Genomic DNA, 19,810 nt, shown 5'->3' with positions numbered 1-19,810 from the left:
GGCACGACGAGACTCGCCAGCGCCCGCGAATCTGCGGGGCGGCGGCGCGTGGCAGCAGGCGACCACCGCGTCAGCGGTGGTGATGTGCCTACTTACCGTCGGCAGCTCTCAGCCATGAACCTCACCTCGGCCGCGACACTACCGGAGCGGGCCGGCCGAGGCATCCGATTTATCGGGGCGTCGCGTCCCACCGGGAAAGGTGTCCGCACATGCCGAAGCGGCTGGCCGCCGGTGTGGCGTTGCGGACCCCGGACTCGGCCAGGTGTTCGCACTTGCCGGCGCCGAGCGCGTCAAGGTGGTCACCGGTGTCGACAGCCCGGGCGAGCGGCCCGTCCCGCCATCGTTCCCGCCAGTCCGGCACCCGGTCGCGCACCAGGGCGGCGGCGGCGTAGTACAGCTCGGAGAGCGCCCCCGGCCCGTCGGCCCGGACCCGCTCCCGCAGCGCCAGGTAGCCCTCGATCGCCAGATCGCGCCGCCGCCGCGCCGCCTCGGCGACCACCTGTGGATCGGAGCTGGCCGGCAGGGTCGCCGCCGCCGCGTAGGCGGCCGGATCGGCGAGCACCGCTGGCGGAAAGGTGAAGATTGCATCGCCGGCCTCGGGGAGTCCGGCGTTGCCCATCACCACCAGGACCTCCAGGTCGCGGGTGTTGATGAGGCGGTGCACGGTGCCGGGGGTGAACCAGAGCATGCTGCCGGGGGCCAGCGGATGCTCAGCGGCGCCGTCACCCGAGAGCGTCTGCACCGCGCCCTCCCCGGCGACGACCACATAAGCCTCGGTGGAGGTGGTGTGCAGGTGCGGCGAGCCGCCGTGCAGACCGTCGGCGGCGGGCCAGTCGTAGACCCGGACCCGGGAGACCGCGGTGCCGCCAGGGAAGGTGTCGGCGGCGGCGGTCACGGCGTCCCCACCTCCCACTGCGCTAGCGCCGCCGCGGCGGTGGTGGCCAGTTGCTCGGTGCCGGAGTGCCCGAGGTCGCCGTCGGCGATTGCTACCGCGTAGCGCAGGGGCAGGGTCGCTGCCGGGGCGAGCTGGTACTCGTCGGCGAAGAACGGCGCCGGGCAGACGCAGGCGAACATCTCTGAGCGGACGAACCAGCGGGTGGGGTGGCCGAGGTTCGCTGGCGCGTCGACGAAGACCAGGGTCGAGTGGCGGCCGTGGTCGTCGTGTTGGCCGGTGAATCCGAGCCAGGGGGAGCGGGCGCCCATCAGCTCGTCTTTGCCGCTGCCGGCGGGCAGGTGTGCGGTGCCACCGCTGAACGAGCGGGGGCCACGCCAGAACAGGCCGCCGTAGCCGGCGTTCTGTCGGCCTTCGGTGGTGGGGCTGCCGAAGACCAGGTCGTGCCCGGAGACATTGGTCAGCCGGGTGGCGAATCGGAGCAGCCAACCGTGGTCGGCCAACACATGCACCGACCAGGCGCGCTCCTCGGCGACCCAGCGCCGGCCGGCTTGGGTGATCCAGTCGAGCCGCTGCCGGATCGAGATCTGCTCGCCGTCGGAGTTCAGGTCGAGGAACTCTTGGTGGACCATGGCCCCGTCGTTGGGCAGCTGAACGTAGTCCCGCCCCCGTAGGTAGGTGGGGCCACCCCAGAAGTTCTCGGTACCGTCGGGGCCGGCGAGGTTCGGCAGCGAGAAGGCGATCCCCTTGTGCCACACGTGGTCGTGAGGCCGGTATAGGCTGACCTGGTCACCACCCAATGTGTGCAGTGGATGCCAGTATGGTCGGGGGGACTCAAGCTGCCGGTCGGTGGGTCGGTAGACGTACTGTGCCAGCTCCTGGTCGCCGTACCAGATCCGCAGCGACCCGGATTGCTCGTGTACCAGGCTGAGCTTGCTCACTAAGCCTCCCAGGGGGCGCCGTTGCCGTCCATCCGGTAGTAGAAGGAAGAAGTCTCATCGATCTGGCCTCGGCGCACCGGCGCACCGGTAAACGCCGACGCATAGATCGCCGCGACCAGCTCCATCGTGACGCGGGTGTCAGGCAGCGTCACCGGCGGCGGCTGACCGGCCGCCAGCGCGGACACGACCACCGACAGCTGCGCGTGGTGGCCACTTGGTTGGCCGGTCGGCCCGTCGGCCCACGCTTCGGTCACCGGGTCGGCGTGACCGGGGGCGGGGGTCACCCGCCAGTCTTCGTCGCGGTAGCCGTAGAGGTGTTCCAGCTCCACCGTCGCGTGGGCGAAGTCGAATCGTAGATAGCTGGTCTCCCGCGGGGAGAGCAGGCTGTTCAGCACGGTGACCACCGCTCCGGAGTCGAGGGTGACCAGCGCCGCCGAGACATCCTCGGTCCGGGTCGGCCGGGCACGCCGGTCGGCCACCGCGACCACTTCGCGCCAGTCGCCGAGGATCGAGAGCACCAGGTCGATCTGGTGGATGCCGTGGCCCATGGTGGGCCCACCGCCCTCGACCTCGAAGCTGCCCCGCCACGGCACGTGGAAGTATTCGTCCGGCCGATACCAGAGGGTGTGGCAGACCGCGGTCATGGGTGCTCCCAGCCGGGGGTCGGCGGCGGCGACCAGCGCTCGGAGGCGCTGCGCCCCGCTGCCGAACCGGTGCTGGAAGACGGTCGCGAACGAGCCGCCGCTGCCGGCTTCGGCGGCGGCGATCTGGTCCAGTTCGGCGAGGCTCAACACCGGTGGCTTCTCGCACCAGACGGTCAGATCGCGGGCGAGGCAGGCGATCGCCTGGGCGGTGTGCAACCCGGGCGGGGTGGCGAGGTCGACCAGGTCCGGCCGCTCCGCGTCGAGCATCGCCTCCAGCTTGGTGTACTGCCGGGGGATCGACCAGCGGGCACAGAACTCGGTCAGCCGGTCGGGGTCGGTGTCGACCGCGGCCACGATCCGGGCCCGGTCACCGAGGCGGTCGATGTCGCCGGCGTGAACGGTGGCGATGCCGCCGGTGCCGACGACGGCGATCTGACAGGTCCGGGCGTGGGGCTCGGCCGGTCGTGGGCTCGGCACGGCCACCGTGGGGGTGGGGGTAGTTTTCAACCGATCGTCACCTCCGTGGTGAACCGCCGTCGGTGGCCGATCACTCGCTGCGGCCCGACCAGCTCGACCGTGGCGGTGTGCTCAATGTCCTCACAGGACCTGCCGAGTCGGAGTTCGAGCGAGCCCGGTTCCACGATGCGCTGACCGTCCCGGCCGGTGAACGAGGCCAGGTCGGTCGGCATGGTAAGGGTCACCAGTCGGGACTCGCCGGCGGCCAGCGGCACCCGGGCGAACCCGACTAGCCGCACCACCGGCAGCGCCACTTGGGCCACCGGGTCGTGCAGATACAGCTGGACCACCTCCACACCGGCGCGCGGGCCGGTGTTGCGGACTCGAACCGACACGCTCACCGTACCGTCGGTGCCGACCGCTTGCTCTGCCACGGTTACCTCGTCCCAGCTGAAGGACGTATATGACAGGCCGTAGCCGAACGGGAACAGTGGCGTCGGGTCGATGCTGCTGACCTCGGTGCGTCGGCCCAGTTGTGGCGCGAGGTAGGTGCCGGGCTGGCCACCCGGGTCGCTGGGAATGCTGACCGGCAGGCGACCGCTGGGGTTCACCCGCCCGCTGAGCACCCCGGCGATCGCCGCCCCGCCGGCCTGGCCAGGGAAGAACGCCTGCACGGCGGCGGCGAGCCGATCGATCACCGCGCCGAGGGCGTACGGCCGGCCGGTCAGGAGTACCGCCACCACCGGGGTGGCGGTCTCGGTCAGCGCGGCGAGCAGCTGCTCCTGTTGGTACGGCAGCTGGAGGTCGGCTGCGTCGCAACCCTCGCCGGAGGTGCCCCGGCCGAATAGCCCCGACCGGTCGCCGACGACCGCGACCACCACGTCGGCGGCTTCGGCGGCCGCCACCGCCCCGGCGAGGTCGCCGCCGGTGACCGGGTAGAAGCTGATCGTGGCGTCGGGCAGCTCGTCGTGCAGCGCCGCCAGGACAGTGTCGAACTCGCCTGCGGGGTGTTCGTCGGTCGCGTCGTCCTGGTGCTGGCCGTGGTTCGGGAACGCGTAACAGCCGAAGAGCGGCTGGGTCTCGTCGGCGAGCTCGCCGACCACCGCGATCCGGGGTGCCGTCAACGGCAGCACCCCCTCGTTGCGGAGCAGAATCACTGACTCCTCGGCGAGGATCCGGGCGGTCTCCTGGGCGCCGGGCGGGTCGAAGTCGACCTCGCCGCCGGGTTCCCGCAGGGCCGGCGGCAGCGGATTCCAGTCGGGGTCGAGCAGGCCCAGCTCACACTTCTGGAGCAGCACCCGGGTCACCGCCAGGTCGACAAGCGACTCGTCGAGCTCGCCGGCGCGGACCGAGTCGATCAGCGGCTGGCCGTAGCAGCGCACGGTCGGCAGTTCGACGTCCACCCCGGCGGTCAGCGCCGACCGGGCCGCCTCCGCGGAGGAGCCGGCCACGGCCTGGTTCAGCTCCAGGAATGTGACTCCGAAGTAGTCGGAGACGACGGTGCCGGTGAAACCCCACTCCTGCCGGAGAATGGTGGTCAGCAAGTGGTAATCGCCGTGCGAGGGAACCCCGTCGATCGCCGAGTAGGAGGCCATCACGGAGTCCGCTCCGCCCTCCTGGAGCGCCATCTCGAACGGCGGCAGTAGGACATCGGCGAGCTCGCGCGGGCCGATCGAGATCGGGCCGTGGTTGCGGCCGGCGACGGAGGCGGAGTAGCCGACGAAGTGCTTCAGCGCGGCTAGCACGCCGGCCGATTGCAGCCCGCTGACGTAGGCGCTGCCGATGGTCCCGACCAGGTACGGGTCCTCCCCGACGGTCTCCTCGACCCGGCCCCAGCGCAGATCCCGGGCGACGTCCATCACCGGCGACAGGCCCTGGTGAACCCCGACCGAGTGCATCGCGGCGCCGATCTCGGTCGCCATCTTGGCGACCAGCGGGGCGTCGAAGGATGCGCCCCACGCCAGTGGGGTCGGGTAGATCGTCGCCTGCCAGGTCATGAACCCGGTCAGGCACTCTTCGTGGACCAGCGCCGGGATACCGAACCGGTTGCCGGCGACGACATCGGCCTGCAGTCGAGCCAGCGCCTTGGCCCCCTCGGTGGGGTCGACCGGAGCGGTGCCGAACGGGCGGGTGAGCTGACCTAGCCCCGACTGCAGCAGGGTCGGCAGGTCGAGCCCTGGATCGGCGAGCTCGTGCTGGTGCGGCGCCACGTCGTCACCGGAGGTTTCGACGCCCGCCCACACTCCGTACAGCTGGGCGACCTTCTCTTCGAGGCTCAGCTCGGCCAGGAGGTCGGCCACCCGCGCCGCCGCTGGGCGGTCGGTCTGCTGCCACGGTTTACGCTCGTTGTCGGTTGCCATCCCCATCCCCGTCTGCCTGCCAATCGGGCCCGAAAATTATCGGAAACTATAGCTCCGATTCTCGGTAAGGTTGCCTCAGGGTAGCACCGTAACAACCTGGACAACAGAGGTTGACCAGCCGGTAATTCGGGCGCTAGGGTGCGAGATGTCACTGAAACTACCGCGCTACATCCGAAACTGTTCCGGTCGGGTCGGCCGCCGCTGGCGGATCCGGCCACACCGCATGTCGTGACCGGCGGTTGCTCCGGTGGCGGCGATGCACCCCCGGACTACCATGCGGGAAAGGGCGAGTCGGTCGCTCCGGTCCGGATGGTCCGGGCCGGGTGGATGTTCGGTAGGTGGCAGATGGTGAACGAGGAGGCAGGTGTGACGGTCGACGACCACACCAACCGGCCGGAGGCCACGCGCTCCCGGCGCGTCACCATCAGCACAATCGCGGCCGAGGCCGGAGTCTCGGTGCCGACCGTTTCCCGGGTGATCAACGGGCGTTCGGATGTCGCCCCGCAGACCCGCGAGCGGGTGGAAGAGCTGCTCCGCCGGCACGGCTACCGCCGCCGGGCCTCCCGACCCCGCAGCAATGCCCGGCTGATCGACCTGGTCTTCAACGATCTCGACAGCCCGTGGGCGGTCGAGATCATCCGCGGGGTGGAGGATGTCGCCCACGCCGCCGGTGTCGGCACTGTGGTCTCAGCGATCCACCGCAAGCCCGCGCTGGCGCGGCAGTGGCTACAAAACCTGCGCGCCCGCGCCTCCGACGGGGTCATCCTGGTCTTGTCTAATCTCGACACACCGCTCCAGGCGGAGCTGCGGCGGCTGGCGGTGCCGATGGTGGTGGTCGACCCGGCCGGCGGCCCGAGTCTGGACGCACCGACGATCGGGGCCACCAACTGGGCCGGCGGCCTCGCCGCCACCGAATACCTCCTGTCGCTCGGCCACCAGCGGATCGGGCTGATCTCCGGGCCCCGGCCGCTGCTGTGCAGCCGGGCCCGGCTCGATGGTTACCGGGCCGGCCTGGAGGCGGCGGGGGTTCAGCTCAAGGACGAACTCATCCGGGAGGGCGATTTCTACCACGAGTCTGGCTTTCACGGCGGCCAGGAGCTGCTGTCGTTGCCGGACCCGCCCACCGCGATCTTCGCCTCCAGTGACCAGATGGCGTTCGGGGTGTATGAAGCGATCCGGCAGCGCGGGCGTCGAGTGCCCGACGACGTGAGCGTGATCGGCTTCGACGACCTGCCCGAGGTCCGCTGGTCCTCGCCGCCGTTGACCACCGTCCGCCAACCGTTGGCGGAGATGGGCTCGCTCGCCGCCCGGACCGTGCTGCGCCTCGCCGGTGGGGACACGGTCGACAGCCCGCGGGTCGAGCTCGCCACCGAACTGGTGATCCGAGAGAGCACCGCCGCCGTTGACCGCTGACGAAGGAGCGATCGAGCCATGCAGCTGACCCCGACCCCAGAAGACCGGTTCACCTTTGGCCTGTGGACCGTCGGCTGGACCGCCCGCGACCCGTTCGGGGACGCGACCCGGCCGCCGCTCGACCCGGTCACCGCGGTACACAAGCTCGCCGAGCTCGGCGCGTACGGCGTCACCTTCCACGACGACGACCTGATCCCGTTCGGTGCCAGCGACGAGGTCCGTGACCAGCACATCGCCCGGTTCCGGAAGGCGCTCGACGAGACCGGGCTGGCGGTGCCTATGGTCACCACCAACCTCTTCCTGCACCCGGTCTTCCGGGACGGCGGATTCACCAGCAACGACCGCGAGGTACGCCGGTTCGCGCTGCGCAAGGTCCTGCGCAACATCGACCTCGGCGCGGAGCTGGGCGCCACCACTTATGTGTTGTGGGGCGGCCGGGAGGGCGCCGAGTCGGACGCCGCCAAGGATGTTCGGGTCGCGCTCGACCGGTACCGGGAGGGGCTGGACATCCTCTGCCAGTACGTCATCGACCAGGGCTACGACATGCGGTTCGCGATCGAGCCGAAGCCGAACGAGCCCCGCGGCGACATCCTGCTGCCGACCGTGGGTCACGCGTTGGCGTTCATCAATGGCCTCGCCCATCCGGAGCGGGTCGGGGTCAACCCCGAGGTCGGGCACGAGCAGATGGCCGGCCTGAACTTCGTGCACGGCATCGCCCAGGCCCTCTGGCACGGCAAGCTGTTCCACATCGACCTCAACGGTCAGCGCGGCATCAAGTACGACCAGGATCTGGTCTTCGGCCACGGTGACCTGCTGAACGCGTTCTTCCTGGTCGACCTGTTGGAGTTCGGTGGGCTGAACGGTGGCCGGGCCTACGAGGGGTCCCGGCAGTTCGACTACAAGCCGCTGCGGACCGAAGACATGGCCGGAGTCTGGGCCTCTGCCGCCGCGAACATGCGTACCTACCTGTCGTTGAAGGAGCGGGCCCGGCAGTGGCGGGCCGATCCGGAGGTCGCCGAGGCGCTCGCGGCCAGCCGAGTGGACCAGCTCGCGGTCCCGACGCTGAACCCGGGCGAGTCCTATCAGGATCTTCTCGCCGACCGTTCCGCGTTCGAGGAGTTCGACCCGGACGCGGCGGCGCAGCGCGGCTACGGCTTCGTCCGGCTCAACCAGCTCGCCGTGGACCATCTGCTCGGTTTCCGCGGCTGACTCATCGTCTGACCCGCTGCTGACCCACCGTGGAAGGGGCCGCTTGTGACCCTCGTCGCCGGGGTGGACTCATCCACCCAGTCCTGCAAAGTGGTGATCCGCGACGCCGACACCGGTGAGCTGGTCCGCTCCGGCCGGGCCAACCACCCGGACGGCACCGAGGTCCACCCCGAGGCGTGGTGGGAGGCGCTGTCGGCCGCGACCGAGCAGGCCGGCGGCCTCGCCGACGTGGCCGCGGTCTCGGTCGCCGGTCAGCAGCACGGCATGGTGTGTCTGAACCCGGCCGGCGAGGTGGTCCGGCCGGCGTTGTTGTGGAACGACACCAGGTCGGCGGCGGCCGCCGCCGACCTGGTGTCGGAGCTGCCGGGTGGGGCGAAGGCCTGGGCGGACGCGGTCGGCTCGGTCCCGGTCGCCTCGTTCACGATCAGCAAGCTGCGCTGGCTCGCGCAGCATGAGCCGGCGCACGCCGCGGCCACCGCCACCGTGTGCCTGCCCCATGATTGGCTCACCTGGCGGCTCACCGGCGGGGCCGGGGCACCGGTCACCGACCGCTCCGACGCCAGCGGCACCGGGTACTGGTCGGCGGCGACCGGCGAATACCGGCGTGACCTGCTCCGCCTCGGCCTCGGCCGGGACGACGTGACGCTACCAGCGGTGCTCGGTCCGGCCGAGCGTGCCGGCCAGGCCGCCGGCGGCGCGCTGCTCGGGCCGGGCGCCGGCGACAACGCCGCGGCCGCGCTCGGGGCCGGTGCCCGCCCCGGCGACGTGGTGGTCTCGATCGGGACCTCCGGCACGGTCTTCTCGGTCGCCGATACGCCGGCCGCCGACGCTTCGGGCGCGGTCGCCGGGTTCGCCGATGCCTCGGGCCGGTACCTGCCGTTGGTCTGCACCCTCAACGCTGCCCGGGTGCTGGACGCGGCGGCGACCCTGCTCGGGGTCGACCACCAGGCGCTCTCCGAACTGGCCCTATCCGCGCCAGCGGCTGCCGACGGGCTCACCCTGATCCCGTACCTGGAGGGGGAGCGCACTCCCAACCGTCCGCTGGCGACCGGCGCGGTGCATGGACTCACTCTCGGCACCGCGAGCCCGGCGCATCTGGCCCGGGCGGCGGTCGAGGGGATGCTCTGCGCGCTCGCTGATGGCTTGGACGCGCTGCTCGCCCAGGGCGCGACCGTCCGCCGGGTGATCCTGATCGGGGGCGGCGCCGCCTCGGAGGCGGTCCGCCGGATCGCCCCGCAGGTCTTCGGCTGCCCGGTGCTGGTGCCGCCGATGGGCGAGTATGTAGCCGACGGCGCCGCCCGGCAGGCCGCCTGGGTGCTCACCGGGGCTGCTGAGCCACCGGAGTGGACTTCGGCGGCGGCGGCCACCTACGAGGCCGACCCGGCCCCGGCGATCCGCGAGCAGTACGCCGCCGCCCGCGACCACGTCATCGACCGCCCCTAGCCTTCGACCCGGCCGATCACCCACCCCCGGCCGATCATGAGTTTGTGAGCAGACACGCCGAGCGTGTCTGCTCACAAACTCATGATCGGCGACGAAGTGGTGGGCGTCAGCCCTTGACGCCGCCCGCGGTGAGGCCGGAGACGATGCGACGCTGGAAGATCAACGCCACGATGATCATCGGGATGGTCACCACCACACAGGCCGCGGTGATGGTGCCGATCGGGCGCTGGAACTCCACCGCCCCGGTGAAGCCGGCGATCGCCACCGGCACTGTTTGAGCGATCTCCGGGTTGCGGGGTGCGAAGGTACTGGCGAGCAGGAACTCGTTCCACGACAACACGAAGATGATGATCGCGGCGGCGAACACCCCCGGAGCGGCGAGCGGAAAGATGATCTTATAGAACGCCTGGAATGGAGTGGCACCGTCGATCTTGGCCGCCTCCGCCAGATCCTTCGGAATCGCGGCGAAGAAGGTGGTCAAGATAAAGATGGTCAGCGGTAGCGTGAACGCCGTGTAGGGGATGTAGAGCCCTTCCCAGGTGTTCAGCAGCCCCAGCGTGCGCCACAGTTCATAGAGCGGCGGCACCAGCGCGACCGGCGGGAAGAGCGAAACCGCGAGGACGCTGGAGAGCAGCAGGATCTTCCGCTTGATCGGCAGTCGGGCGATGGCGTACGCGCACAGCGAACCGACGATGACACATAGGATGGTGGTGACACCCGCGATCATCAGTGAGTTTCGCAGGTTCAGATGGAAGCTCTGCTCGAAGACCGCCCGGTAGTTGCCGAGGCCGAACGGGCCCTCGAAGAGGTTGGGGCTGTTGAGCGCCCGGTCGCCCTGCTTGAGGCTGGTCGAGATCAGCCACACGAACGGAAATAGGCACCAGACCATGATGACGCTGAGCAGCGCGGTCTTTCCCCAGACCTGCGCGGCCCGACGACGGTTGAGGCGACGCAGGTCGGAGCTGCCGCCGTGCAACTCCGGGTCGAGCTCTGGATCCCGGGTCGACTCGACCGGGGTGGGGGCAGTCATTACTTACCCTCCTCTCTGCCGATGACGAGATCCCGACCGAGCAGCCGGACGAAGATGATGCCGATACCGAGGATCAGGACGAAGGTGATGGTGGAGAGCGCGGCACCGAGTCCGGGGTTCGGGGTACGGACCACATACTGCTGGACCAGCATCGATAGTGATTCGGTGTCGAACGCCCCACGGGTCATCACCTGGGGCAGGTCGTAGACGCGTAGCGCGTCCACGGTCCGGAACAGCAGCGCCACCAGGATCGCCGGCTTGAGCAGCGGCAGCGTGATGTGGAAGAACCGGGCGGCCGGACCGGCGCCGTCGACCTTGCCGCTCTCGTAGACGTCGTTCGGGATGGTCTGGAGCCCGGCCAGCAGCAGCAGCGCCACGAACGGGGCGGTCTTCCAGACATCCGCGAAGATGATCGCGAAGGCGGCGGTGCCGCTCTGTCCGAGCCAGTTGAAGTTCCCTAGCCCGAAGATGGTGTTGATGAAGCCCGGCGTGACGTTGAACATAAAGAACCACATCTGGGCCGCGACCACCGTCGGGATGACCCACGGGATCAGGATCGCCGCCCGGGTCACCCCCCGGCCGCGGAATGCCTGGTTCATCAGGAGCGCGAAGCCCATGCCGATGACGAATTCCAGCGTCACTGAACTAAGCGTGAAGACGAAGGTGAACTGCAACGAATCCCAGAATCGCGGATTCGTCAACGCCGTCACGTAATTGTCGAAGCCGCCGAAGCCCTCCGGCTGCCGTCGCGTGTAGACGTAGAGGCTGAGGACGAATGCCCAGATGACTGGGAACAGCGCCACCAGCGACATCAACGCGATCGACGGGGAGATGAAAATTCTCCCCAGGGCCTTTTCGGATAGCCCTTGCCGGACGGCGCGGGGACTCCCACGACCGCCACCTCCGGCGCCCGACCGGGTGCCCGGGTCCGGTGCAACTGATGTGCCGGTCATGGGAGCCCCCTTTCCGTACTTAGTGAGCGAACTCAGGGTCGGTTACTGGATGGTGCTCTCGAGGTACTCCCGCACGCTCTCCGCCGCGCTCTGGGCGTCGGCGTCGCCGTTGTAGGCGGGGAAGAGCGCCCGCTGCATCTCGACGCTGATCTCGTTCCAGGCTGGCGACGGGGGACGCGGCAGGGAGTCGGCGAGCACCTCACCCAACAGCGACATCACCGGGTCGCCGGCTAGGTCGTCGTAGACCGAGGCCATGGTCGGCGGCAGCGACTCTTCCGCCAGCAGGGTCTGAACCTCTGGGTCAGTGGCGGCCCAGACGACGAAGTCGGTCGCGGCCTCCGTGTTGTTGGAGTAGGCGCTAACCGCGTTGTTGAAGCCGCCCAGCGCCGAGATGGTGCCGGTGCCGGTGAAGGTCGGCAACGGCGCGATGTCGAAGTTGCCGTTGGCTGGGCTGCCCTCATCGTCCTGGATCTGCCCGTACGCGTACGGCCAGTTCCGCATGAAGACGGCATTGCCGGCCTGGAACTCGTTGCGGGCCTCTTCCTCCTGGGCGGTGTTGAAGCCCGGGGCGAAGCAGTCGCCGAGCGAGTCGTTCATCCACTCGGTCACCTCGACCGCCGCGTCGACGTCGAAGGTGACCGCCGACTCGTCCTCGTTGAACAGGTCGGCGCCGGTGCTCCAGTAGTACTCGAGCCAGTTCACCACGAAGCCCTCGTACTGCGCGCCCTGGGCGACGAAGCCGGCGATTCCTTCCTCGGCGCCCACCTCGGCCCCGACCTCACACAGCTCTTCCCAGGTCGTCGGTGGTTCGTCCACCAGGTCGGTGCGGTAGTAGAGGAACCCGGCGTTGGAGTTGTACGGCGCGGCCCACAGCTCGTCGCCCCAGGTGGCAGAGTTGAACGGTCCGGGCAGGGTGACCGCTTCGATGTCGGCGCGGACATCCTCCAGGCTCTCGACCCAGCCGTTCTCCGAGTACTCGCCGGTCCAGATCACGTCGACCCCGAGCACGTCGAAGCCGCTGCCCTCGGCCTGCAGTTCTAGAGCGTGCTGCTCGCGCTGGCCGTCGGCGTCCTCCGGCAGCACCTCGATGCGGATCGGGGTGTCCGGGTTCTCCTCGGACCACAGCTGGGCGATCTGCTGGTGAACCCGTCCCGGCTGGGCGTCCGCGCCGCCGATCGCCCAGACCATTTCGCCATTCTCGTCATCGTCGCCACTTGGCGTGCAGGCGGTGGTAGCGAGCAGAGCTATCGCCCCGCCGGCAGCCAACCACGATCTGCGAATTCCCATTGTCAGTAATCCCCACTTCTCGTTTGTTGTGCTTTCGTGGCCGTTTTCGGGCTTGTTCGAAAGCACCGGGGTGGTGCATTAACCGGTCCGTAGCGATCATGAAATACCTACCCTGCCGCGGTGTCCAGTGGCCCCTACCGGGTTTGTAGGTAACGATCAGGTCACGGGGCGCCTGGAGGGCTTGCTACCGCGTGCGGTGAGTGCATGGGGCCCGGTGCGCTGCGGATTCCGCACGGCGTACGGCGCGGTCGGGTCACCGCCCGACTCAGAGTGCGAGCCGGTAGCCGTGTTTGACGATGGTCTGCACCAGGTCGGCGGCTGGGTGCGGAGCGGCGGTGCGGAGCGCCTGCCGAAGTCGGGAGATCGCCATCTCTACCGCATGGTCATCCACATCGGAGGGCTGGGGGAGGGCGGCCCGGATGTCGGCGGCCGAGAGCACCTCGCCGGGGTGCTGCGCCAGCGCCCGGAGCACCGCCAGCGGGCCGGCCTGGACCGGGATCAGCGAGCCGTCGAGCACCACCGCGTGACCCCGCAGCTCCAGCTGATGTCTGGCGGAGGCGACCCGTAACGCCCGGCTGGGCAGCCGGGCGAGCAGCGCCTCGGCCAACTCGGCGGGGTACGGGGCGGCGGCGAGCGCCGGTTGCGCGGTGGCGAGCGGGGCCGCGCTGTCCGGCCCCAACGCGACGCAGATCACCTCCTCGCGCAGCGCCTCGGTCAGCTCGGCGAGCCGTCCCTCGCGTACCGCCTGGCTCCGGAGCTGGTCGGCAGCTTGGCCGCCGACCAGCGCTAACGCTTCGACCTGCCGGCGCGCCACCAGGTCGAGTAGCCGGCGTACCGAGAACGTCTCGGCCGGGCCCGTCGCGGTGTAGGTGGGCACGTCGACCACCTCGGCCCCGCGGCCGGCCAAGACCGCGGTCGCCTCGGTCAACGACTGCCGGTCGGTCTGCACCACTACTCGTTGCCCGTGCAGTGACTGCGCCGCTAAGAACCGGAGCAGCTCCTCGGTGCTCTCACCCTCGGTGGAGAAGATTTCGCGGAAGCCGAGCGCCCGCAGTCCGTCGGCGGCGGCGGCGTCCCGGGCGAGCAGGCGGGCACCGGCGAACCGGGCGACCAGTTCGTCGCGCACCCCCCAGCGTCGGGCGGCGGTGAGCCAGGCGCGGAGCCCCAGGGCGGTGGAGATGACGACCTCCTGGCAGGGGGCGGCGAGGCAGCGTTCCGTCGCCGCCCGGAGTTGGGCCGGATCTGGTTTGGCGACCGACCGGGCGGCTTGAACACCGACGGTGCGCGCGCCTACACTCTCCAGCAGTGCCGCGACGCCGTGCCGCCGCCGGTCGCTGGCGATGGCCACCGTGTAGCCCGCCAGCGCCGCCGACGATTCGTCGCGAATGGGCGCGCGGTGCGGACGGGCCAACGGGCCTCCCGGCTCCAGTTGTTGATCTTGTGAGCTGTGTTCAGCTTGGGTTACGAAGTTGTGGCTTCCATTGTGCGCACGTAACGCGGGCGGTCAGGATTCCAGTCACCGCACCCCCACCGCACCCCGCCGTCTTACGGAGCGCAGCGAATGCCACGCAGGGTACAGCTCAGCGCCATCCTGGCGGCGCTCGTGCTGGTCACTGCGGGGTGTGTGGCCACCAACGATGCCGGCGGGAAAGGCCGATTCGCCGGTGAGACCGTCGAGGTCGCCGCGATCTGGACCGGCACCGAGCAGGCCAGCTTCCGAGCCGTACTCGACGCCTTCGAAGAGGATACCGGCGCGACGGTGCGTTACACCTCGGGCGGTGACGATCTCCCTACGCTGTTGAACAGCCGGCTCGCCGGTGGCTCGCCGCCGGACGTGGCGCTGCTGGGGCAGCCCGGCGTGGTAGCCCAGTACGCCCGCCGAGGCGTGCTCGCGGAGCTCACCGGCGAGGCGGCCGAGGCGGTACGGGCCCACTACTCCCCGTTCTGGGTCGAGCTCGGCAGCGTGGAAGACGCCCTGTATGGCGTCCACTACAAGGTCGCCCACAAGTCGCTGATCTGGTACCGGGTCGAGGCGTTCGACGAGGCCGGCGTCTCCCCGCCGCAGACCTGGCCGGAGCTGCTCGACGCCACCCGGACGCTGGCCGACGCGGGCGTCGGCACCATGTCGGTGCCGGGGGCGGACGGCTGGGTGCTGACCGACTGGTTCGAGAACGCGTACCTGCGGGTCGCCGGCGCGGAGCGCTACGACCAGTTGGCGCAGCGGGAGATCCCCTGGACCGACCCGAGCGTGGTGGCGACCCTGGAGCTGCTGCAGGAGTACTGGACCCTGGACCGGGCGGTCCAGGGGGATCCGCTGCAGCTCAAGTTCGACCAGGCGGTGGCGGACGTGTTCGGGCCGGTGCCGAAGTCAGCGATGCTGTTCCAGGCCGACTTCGTCGCCGCCGAGATCCAGCGGCTCGGCACCGTCGCCGTCGGCGACCAGGCCCGGTTCTTCCCGTGGCCGTCGATCGACGGTTCGCCCTCCTCGGTGGTGGTCGCCAGCGACCAGGCGGTGGCGTTCACCGACCGCCCTGCGGCGATGGCGCTGCTCGCCTTCCTCGCCTCGCCGGCGGCCGCGGAGATCGCCGCGGGGTACGGCGGGTTTCTCTCGGCCAACCAACACCTCGATCTCGCCGCCTATCCGGAGCCGGAGACCCGGGAGCTGGCCGAGTCGCTGCACACCGCCGAGGTGGTGCGCTTCGACCTCTCCGACCTCGCCCCGCAGACCTTCGGTGGCGGCACCAGCGCCAGCATGTGGCGGCTGCTGCAGGAGTTCCTCGCGGACCCGGCCGACCCCGCCCGGCTCGCCCAGCGGCTCGAGGCGGCGGCCGAGCGTGACTTCGGGACCCGGCCGTGACCGCCCCGCCGCGGCCGCGGGCCCGGGATCACCGGCGGACCGCGGTCTATTTCCTCGCCCCCACCCTGGTGATCGTGGGAGTGCTGGTCGCCTACCCGATCCTCAGCACGCTGTGGATGAGTCTGCACAGCGACGATGGCACGCGCTTCGTCGGGCTCGCCAACTATGCCGAGATGCTCACCTCGGAGGACACCCGGCGGGCGCTGGCCAACAACGCCATCTGGGTACTGGTAGCGCCGACCGTGGTGACCGCGTTGGGGCTGGTCTTCGCGGTGCTCACCGAGCGGGTCACGCTGGTCAACGCGTTCCGGCTGGTGTTGTTCATGCCGATGGCGATCTCGTTCCTGGCCGCCGGGGTGACCTTCCGGATGGTCTATGACGAGGATCCGAACCGGGGGCTACTCAACGCGGCCCTGGTCAGCGTCCACGACAGCTTCGCTGAACCGTCGCCCTACCCCGGCGCGACGGTCCGCGAGGACCCAGAGCTACGCGCCGTCGATGGGGCCATCCATACCACTACGCCGGTCAGCAGCGGGGAGGTGGTGCTGCTGCCGTTGGTCGGGCTGCCGGCGGACGAGGTTCCCGACGAGGCGGCGCAGGCGGCGGCGCCAGCGCCCGGGCCGGGCGTGTCCGGGCTGGTGTGGCGGGACTTTCTGCGCGGTGGCGAGGGCACGGACGGAGCGGTCGACCCCGGCGAGTACGGGCTGCCGGGGGTGAGTGTGGAGGCGTTGCAGGGCGGGACCGTGGTGGCCGAGACGGTCACCGGGGCCGACGGCAGCTTCGCCTTCCCAGAGCTTGCCGGCGGCGGGTACACGGTCCGGCTCGCCGCCGGCAACTTCACCGAACCGTACCGAGGCCTGACCTGGCTCGGTCCGGGGCTGGTGACTCCGGCGATCATCGGCTCCTACATCTGGGTGTGGGCCGGCTTCGCCATGGTGGTGATCTCCGCCGGGTTCAGCTCGATTCCCCGCGCGGCGGTGGAGTCAGCCCGGCTCGACGGCGCAAGCGAGTGGCAGGTGTTGCGGCTGATTACCATTCCGCTGCTGCGGCCGGTGCTAGCGGTGGTGGTGGTCACCCTGGTGATCAATGTGCTGAAGATCTTCGATCTGGTGTTGGTGCTGGCGCCGGAGTCGGTCCAGCCGGAGGCGAACGTGCTCGGGCTGGAGATGTACCACGCCTCCTTCACCCGGCTCAATGCCGGCCTCGGCAGCGCCATCGCGGTGTTGCTCTTCGCCCTGGTGCTGCCTGGGATGGCGTGGCGGGCGCGGATGCTGCGTCGCCAGGAACGGCGGGGGTACTGATGACCTTCGTCGACACCAGGGTGCCGGAGCTGCGGCCGGCTGGTACGACCCCGGTCGGGCCGCCGAAGCCCAGCCTCGGCACCAGGCTGGCGCGCCGGCTTGGCGGCGTGGCGAGCCAGGTGGCGTTGTTGACGATCACGCTGATCTGGATGTTGCCCACCCTCGGCCTGGCGATCGCCAGTCTGCGGAGCACCGCGGACAACAGTGCGACCGGGTGGTGGACGGCGCTGACCCGGCCGAGTCAACTGACCGTCGACAACTACGTCGCGTTGCTCGGCAACGAGACCATCCTGCGTTCACTATGGAACACAGTGCTGATTACCGTACCCGCCACGGTGCTGGTGGTGGTGATCGGCTCGTTCGCGGCGTACGCGCTGGCCTGGTTGGAGTTTCGCGGCCGGGACTGGCTCTTCGTGGTGCTGGTGGCACTGATCGTGGTGCCGGTCCAGGTGGCGATCATCCCGAACGCCCGACTCTTCGGGCTGCTCGGCATCTACGGGCACGTCGCGGGGGTGGTCGCCTTCCACGTCGCGTTCGGCCTGCCGCTGGCGGTGTTCCTGCTTCGCAACTTCTTTCGGCAGATCCCCCGGGACCTCATCGAAGCGGCCCGGCTCGACGGTGGTACCGAGGCGGCGGTGTTCCGCCGGGTGGTGCTGCCGCTGTCCGGCCCGGCGATCGCCTCGCTGGCCATCTTTCAATTCCTATGGGTGTGGAACGACCTGTTGGTGGCGCTGGTCTTCGCCACCTCAGAGAACGCACCGATCACCTACGCGCTGCGGGAGCAGATGCGGGCCTTCTCGTCGAACATCGACGTCATCGGCCCCGGTGCGTTCGTATCCATGACTGTGCCGCTGATCGTGTTCTTCGCGTTCCAGCGCTATTTCGTACACGGTGTCCTCGCCGGCTCGACAAAGTAAAGGAGAGCCTGATGAATGTTATCGACAGTGAACGGTGGTGGCAGCGCGCCGCGTGCGCGGGCGGGAACCCCACCTGGTGGTCGTCGGATGACCGTCCGATGTGGCCGAGTGCGGTCCGGTTGTGCCTGTCCTGCCCGGTCCGCGAGCGCTGCCTGGAAGATGCCGTGCAGCAGCGGGACAATGGGGTGATCAGGGGTGGCATGCTGCTCGTCGAGACCTCCCGTGGCTACACGGTGGTCCCGCTGATCTGTGCCAACTGCGGGCTGCGACCGGTGCGGCTGACCGAGAGCGGCGGTGTGCCCCGCTACTGCGGCCGGACCTGTCAGGTCAGCAGCCACCAGCGGCGGGCCCGCGCCGGCGGCCGGATCAACGTGGGCCGGCCGACCCGCGCCGCCAGCCCGGCGGCGGGAAGCCGGGAGCCGGCGGGCCGCCGCCGGTGGCCGCAGAGTCCGCTGCCGGCTCCGGTGGGGGCAGCGGCGCGTCCAACTCCTCCTCGGTCATCGCCTGTAGGGCGTTGAACGCGGTCGCCAGCAGGGTCCCGGCCGCCAGCACCGTCATCGGGACGATCAGCAGCATCGAGGTCATCCCGGAAACCTCGGCGAGCGGGTCGGTCAGCTCTACGTGTACGGCGGCCATGCCGGTGTAGTGCATGCCGGCGATCGCCACCGCCATCAGCAACGCCGCCGCGGCGAGGTGGGCGCCCCGCCGTACCGAGACCGCGAACCACAGCGCCACGGTGGCGGCCACGACCGCGATCGCGACCGAGGCCGCCACCAGGTTCGCGTCGTAGTGCACCTCGCCGGGGAGCCGCATCGCGGCCATCCCGGTGTAGTGCATCGACACCACACCGACGCCGGTGAGGACGCCACCGAAGATCAGCCGGGGGACGGTCCGCCGGCCCATCCCGACGACAAACAGTCCTATACCGACGGTCACCACCGCGATCACCATGCTCAGGGCGGTAAGTCCGGGGTCGTAGCGAACCTCGCCTGCGGGCACGTCGAACCCGAGCATCGCCATGAAGTGCATCAGCCAGATCCCCGCCCCGCCGATGGAGATCGCGCCGAGCGCGAGCCACCGGGCGCGGCGGCGGGCACTGCCGGCGTCGCGCGCCCGGGCGGTACAGCCGAGTCCTAGCAGCGACCCGAGGAAGGCGATACTGAACGCCATGACGGGGTTGAACCAACCGTATGCAAAGTGGTGCACCTCGACCATGGCACATATTCCGGCATGGGAGTTGGACAGCCCGTCGCACATATTGTCCGCTATCAAGATCTAGGTGATCTTGTTCACGGTTGCGTACCCCCGACCGGGTACGCAGCAGGGTGGCGTGGTCGCGCTGTGGCGTGCTCCGGGGTACGGCGTGGTCCGGGGTGCGGCGTGGTCCGGTACGAGGTGGTCAGACGGTCACCGGCAGCGCTGCTCCGGTGGTGGGCGCGGATTCGTCACTGGCGAGAAAGTGGATGACCCGGGCCAGGTCGGCCGGCGCCACCCAACCGGACCGGTCGGCGTCCGGCATAGCGCGCCGGTTGCCGGGGGTGTCGATCACCCCGGGCAGGACGGTGTTGCTGCGAACCCCGGCCGGTTGGTACTCCACCGCGACCGCGTTGGCGAAGGCCAGCACCGCCGCCTTGGCGGTGACGTAGCCGGCGGCACCGGTGAACGGGCGCGTCGCGGCTTGGGCGGAGACGCACACTACGGCCCCCGCGCCGGTGGTTACGAGGTGTGGCAGGGCGGCGGCGGTGACCAGGTAGGTCGGGCGCAGATTCAAGGTGAGCATGGCTTCGAAATCAGCGAGCGGCGTCTCGTGGACCCGCCGCCCGGCCTGGAATCCGCCGACCAGGTTCACCACGGCCCGCAGCGGGGCGGTACGGGCGGCGGTGGCGAGCTCGACCGTCGCGCCGACGGCGTCCGGGTCGGTGAGGTCGGCCGCGGCCATCGAAACCCCGTCGGGAATCCGGGCCGGGGCGGTACCCGGCCGGACCGGGGCGACCACCCGCCAGCCCTGGGCCAGGAAGTGTGCGCTGACGGCGGCGCCGAGGCCGCCGCTGGCGCCGGTGATCAATGCTGTCGCCCGAGTCATGCCGATCACGGTAGCGTTGTCCGG

General features: G+C 70.0%; 16 protein-coding genes and 1 pseudogene. 7 read left to right on the top strand and 10 right to left on the bottom strand.

Annotated features, from left to right (window positions below; genetic code table 11):
- Positions 1 to 169: 169 nt before the first annotated feature.
- Genes JQS43_RS19530 through JQS43_RS19515 form a run of 4 tightly spaced genes read right to left on the bottom strand, consistent with a single transcriptional unit; the run spans position 170 to position 5,299 of the window.
- Positions 170 to 895: a cupin domain-containing protein gene (locus JQS43_RS19530; RefSeq protein ID WP_239675831.1), complete on the bottom strand. Its 726-nt coding sequence runs from the start codon at positions 893 to 895 to the stop codon at positions 170 to 172.
- Positions 892 to 1,833, bottom strand: coding sequence for a DUF6807 domain-containing protein (locus JQS43_RS19525; protein ID WP_239675830.1), 942 nt, complete (start codon positions 1,831 to 1,833; stop codon positions 892 to 894). Before JQS43_RS19525 ends, JQS43_RS19530 begins: the two co-directional genes overlap by 4 nt.
- Entirely contained in the window at positions 1,833 to 2,984 is a 1,152-nt protein-coding gene (locus tag JQS43_RS19520; RefSeq protein ID WP_239675829.1) for a Gfo/Idh/MocA family protein, read from the bottom strand. Before JQS43_RS19520 ends, JQS43_RS19525 begins: the two co-directional genes overlap by 1 nt.
- Entirely contained in the window at positions 2,981 to 5,299 is a 2,319-nt protein-coding gene (locus tag JQS43_RS19515; protein ID WP_239675828.1) for a beta-xylosidase/alpha-l-arabinosidase, read from the bottom strand. The genes JQS43_RS19520 and JQS43_RS19515 overlap by 4 nt, the downstream gene beginning before the upstream one ends.
- 360 nt (positions 5,300 to 5,659) lie before the next feature.
- Between JQS43_RS19515 and JQS43_RS19510 the strand changes: the two genes are divergently transcribed.
- The 3 genes from JQS43_RS19510 to xylB are packed head-to-tail and all read left to right on the top strand — an operon-like array spanning position 5,660 to position 9,358.
- Positions 5,660 to 6,706, top strand: coding sequence for a LacI family DNA-binding transcriptional regulator (locus JQS43_RS19510; RefSeq protein WP_239675827.1), 1,047 nt, complete (start codon positions 5,660 to 5,662; stop codon positions 6,704 to 6,706).
- A gap of 18 nt (positions 6,707 to 6,724) precedes the next feature.
- Positions 6,725 to 7,915, top strand: a complete 1,191-nt coding sequence (xylA, locus tag JQS43_RS19505) for a xylose isomerase (protein WP_239675826.1) — start codon at positions 6,725 to 6,727, stop codon at positions 7,913 to 7,915.
- Between the two features lie 45 nt (positions 7,916 to 7,960).
- Positions 7,961 to 9,358, top strand: coding sequence for a xylulokinase (xylB, locus tag JQS43_RS19500; protein ID WP_239675825.1), 1,398 nt, complete (start codon positions 7,961 to 7,963; stop codon positions 9,356 to 9,358).
- Between the two features lie 106 nt (positions 9,359 to 9,464).
- On the opposite strand, the gene JQS43_RS19495 is transcribed toward xylB, so the two are convergent.
- The 4 genes from JQS43_RS19495 to JQS43_RS19480 all read right to left on the bottom strand — a co-directional run bounded on the left by JQS43_RS19495 (position 9,465) and on the right by JQS43_RS19480 (position 14,039).
- Positions 9,465 to 10,388, bottom strand: a complete 924-nt coding sequence (locus JQS43_RS19495) for a carbohydrate ABC transporter permease (RefSeq protein WP_239675824.1) — start codon at positions 10,386 to 10,388, stop codon at positions 9,465 to 9,467.
- Positions 10,388 to 11,341, bottom strand: coding sequence for a carbohydrate ABC transporter permease (locus JQS43_RS19490; RefSeq protein ID WP_239675823.1), 954 nt, complete (start codon positions 11,339 to 11,341; stop codon positions 10,388 to 10,390). The genes JQS43_RS19495 and JQS43_RS19490 overlap by 1 nt, the downstream gene beginning before the upstream one ends.
- Positions 11,342 to 11,383: 42 nt before the next feature.
- On the bottom strand, positions 11,384 to 12,529 hold the full coding sequence (locus tag JQS43_RS19485) for an ABC transporter substrate-binding protein (protein WP_239675822.1): 1,146 nt from the start codon (positions 12,527 to 12,529) through the stop codon (positions 11,384 to 11,386).
- A gap of 364 nt (positions 12,530 to 12,893) precedes the next feature.
- Positions 12,894 to 14,039 (bottom strand): winged helix-turn-helix domain-containing protein, encoded by a 1,146-nt coding sequence (locus JQS43_RS19480; RefSeq protein WP_239675821.1) that lies wholly within the window; start codon positions 14,037 to 14,039, stop codon positions 12,894 to 12,896.
- A 150-nt stretch (positions 14,040 to 14,189) separates the two neighbouring features.
- Here JQS43_RS19480 and JQS43_RS19475 point away from each other — a divergent pair, with 150 nt between their 5' ends.
- The 4 genes and pseudogenes from JQS43_RS19475 to JQS43_RS26360 all read left to right on the top strand — a co-directional run.
- Positions 14,190 to 15,485 carry an ABC transporter substrate-binding protein gene (locus JQS43_RS19475; RefSeq protein ID WP_239675820.1) on the top strand — a complete coding sequence of 432 codons (1,296 nt, stop codon included), beginning with the start codon at positions 14,190 to 14,192 and terminating at the stop codon, positions 15,483 to 15,485.
- On the top strand, positions 15,482 to 16,786 hold the full coding sequence (locus tag JQS43_RS19470) for an ABC transporter permease (protein WP_239675819.1): 1,305 nt from the start codon (positions 15,482 to 15,484) through the stop codon (positions 16,784 to 16,786). Before JQS43_RS19475 ends, JQS43_RS19470 begins: the two co-directional genes overlap by 4 nt.
- Entirely contained in the window at positions 16,786 to 17,703 is a 918-nt protein-coding gene (locus tag JQS43_RS19465) for a carbohydrate ABC transporter permease (RefSeq protein WP_239675818.1), read from the top strand. The genes JQS43_RS19470 and JQS43_RS19465 overlap by 1 nt, the downstream gene beginning before the upstream one ends.
- 11 nt (positions 17,704 to 17,714) lie before the next feature.
- Positions 17,715 to 17,894 (top strand): annotated as a pseudogene (locus JQS43_RS26360) (WhiB family transcriptional regulator); the annotation flags it as partial.
- Positions 17,895 to 18,069: 175 nt separating this feature from the next.
- Here the strand turns inward: JQS43_RS26360 and JQS43_RS19460 are convergent.
- Positions 18,070 to 18,873 (bottom strand): MHYT domain-containing protein, encoded by an 804-nt coding sequence (locus JQS43_RS19460; protein WP_239675817.1) that lies wholly within the window; start codon positions 18,871 to 18,873, stop codon positions 18,070 to 18,072.
- A gap of 229 nt (positions 18,874 to 19,102) precedes the next feature.
- Positions 19,103 to 19,786: an SDR family NAD(P)-dependent oxidoreductase gene (locus JQS43_RS19455; protein ID WP_239675816.1), complete on the bottom strand. Its 684-nt coding sequence runs from the start codon at positions 19,784 to 19,786 to the stop codon at positions 19,103 to 19,105.
- Between the last annotated feature and the right edge of the window lie 24 nt (positions 19,787 to 19,810).

This window comes from Natronosporangium hydrolyticum, assembly GCF_016925615.1.
In the GTDB taxonomy this organism is placed as follows: domain Bacteria; phylum Actinomycetota; class Actinomycetes; order Mycobacteriales; family Micromonosporaceae; genus Natronosporangium; species Natronosporangium hydrolyticum.
Note: the sequence above shows the minus strand (reverse complement) of the source record. Positions and strands in the feature narration are given on the sequence as shown.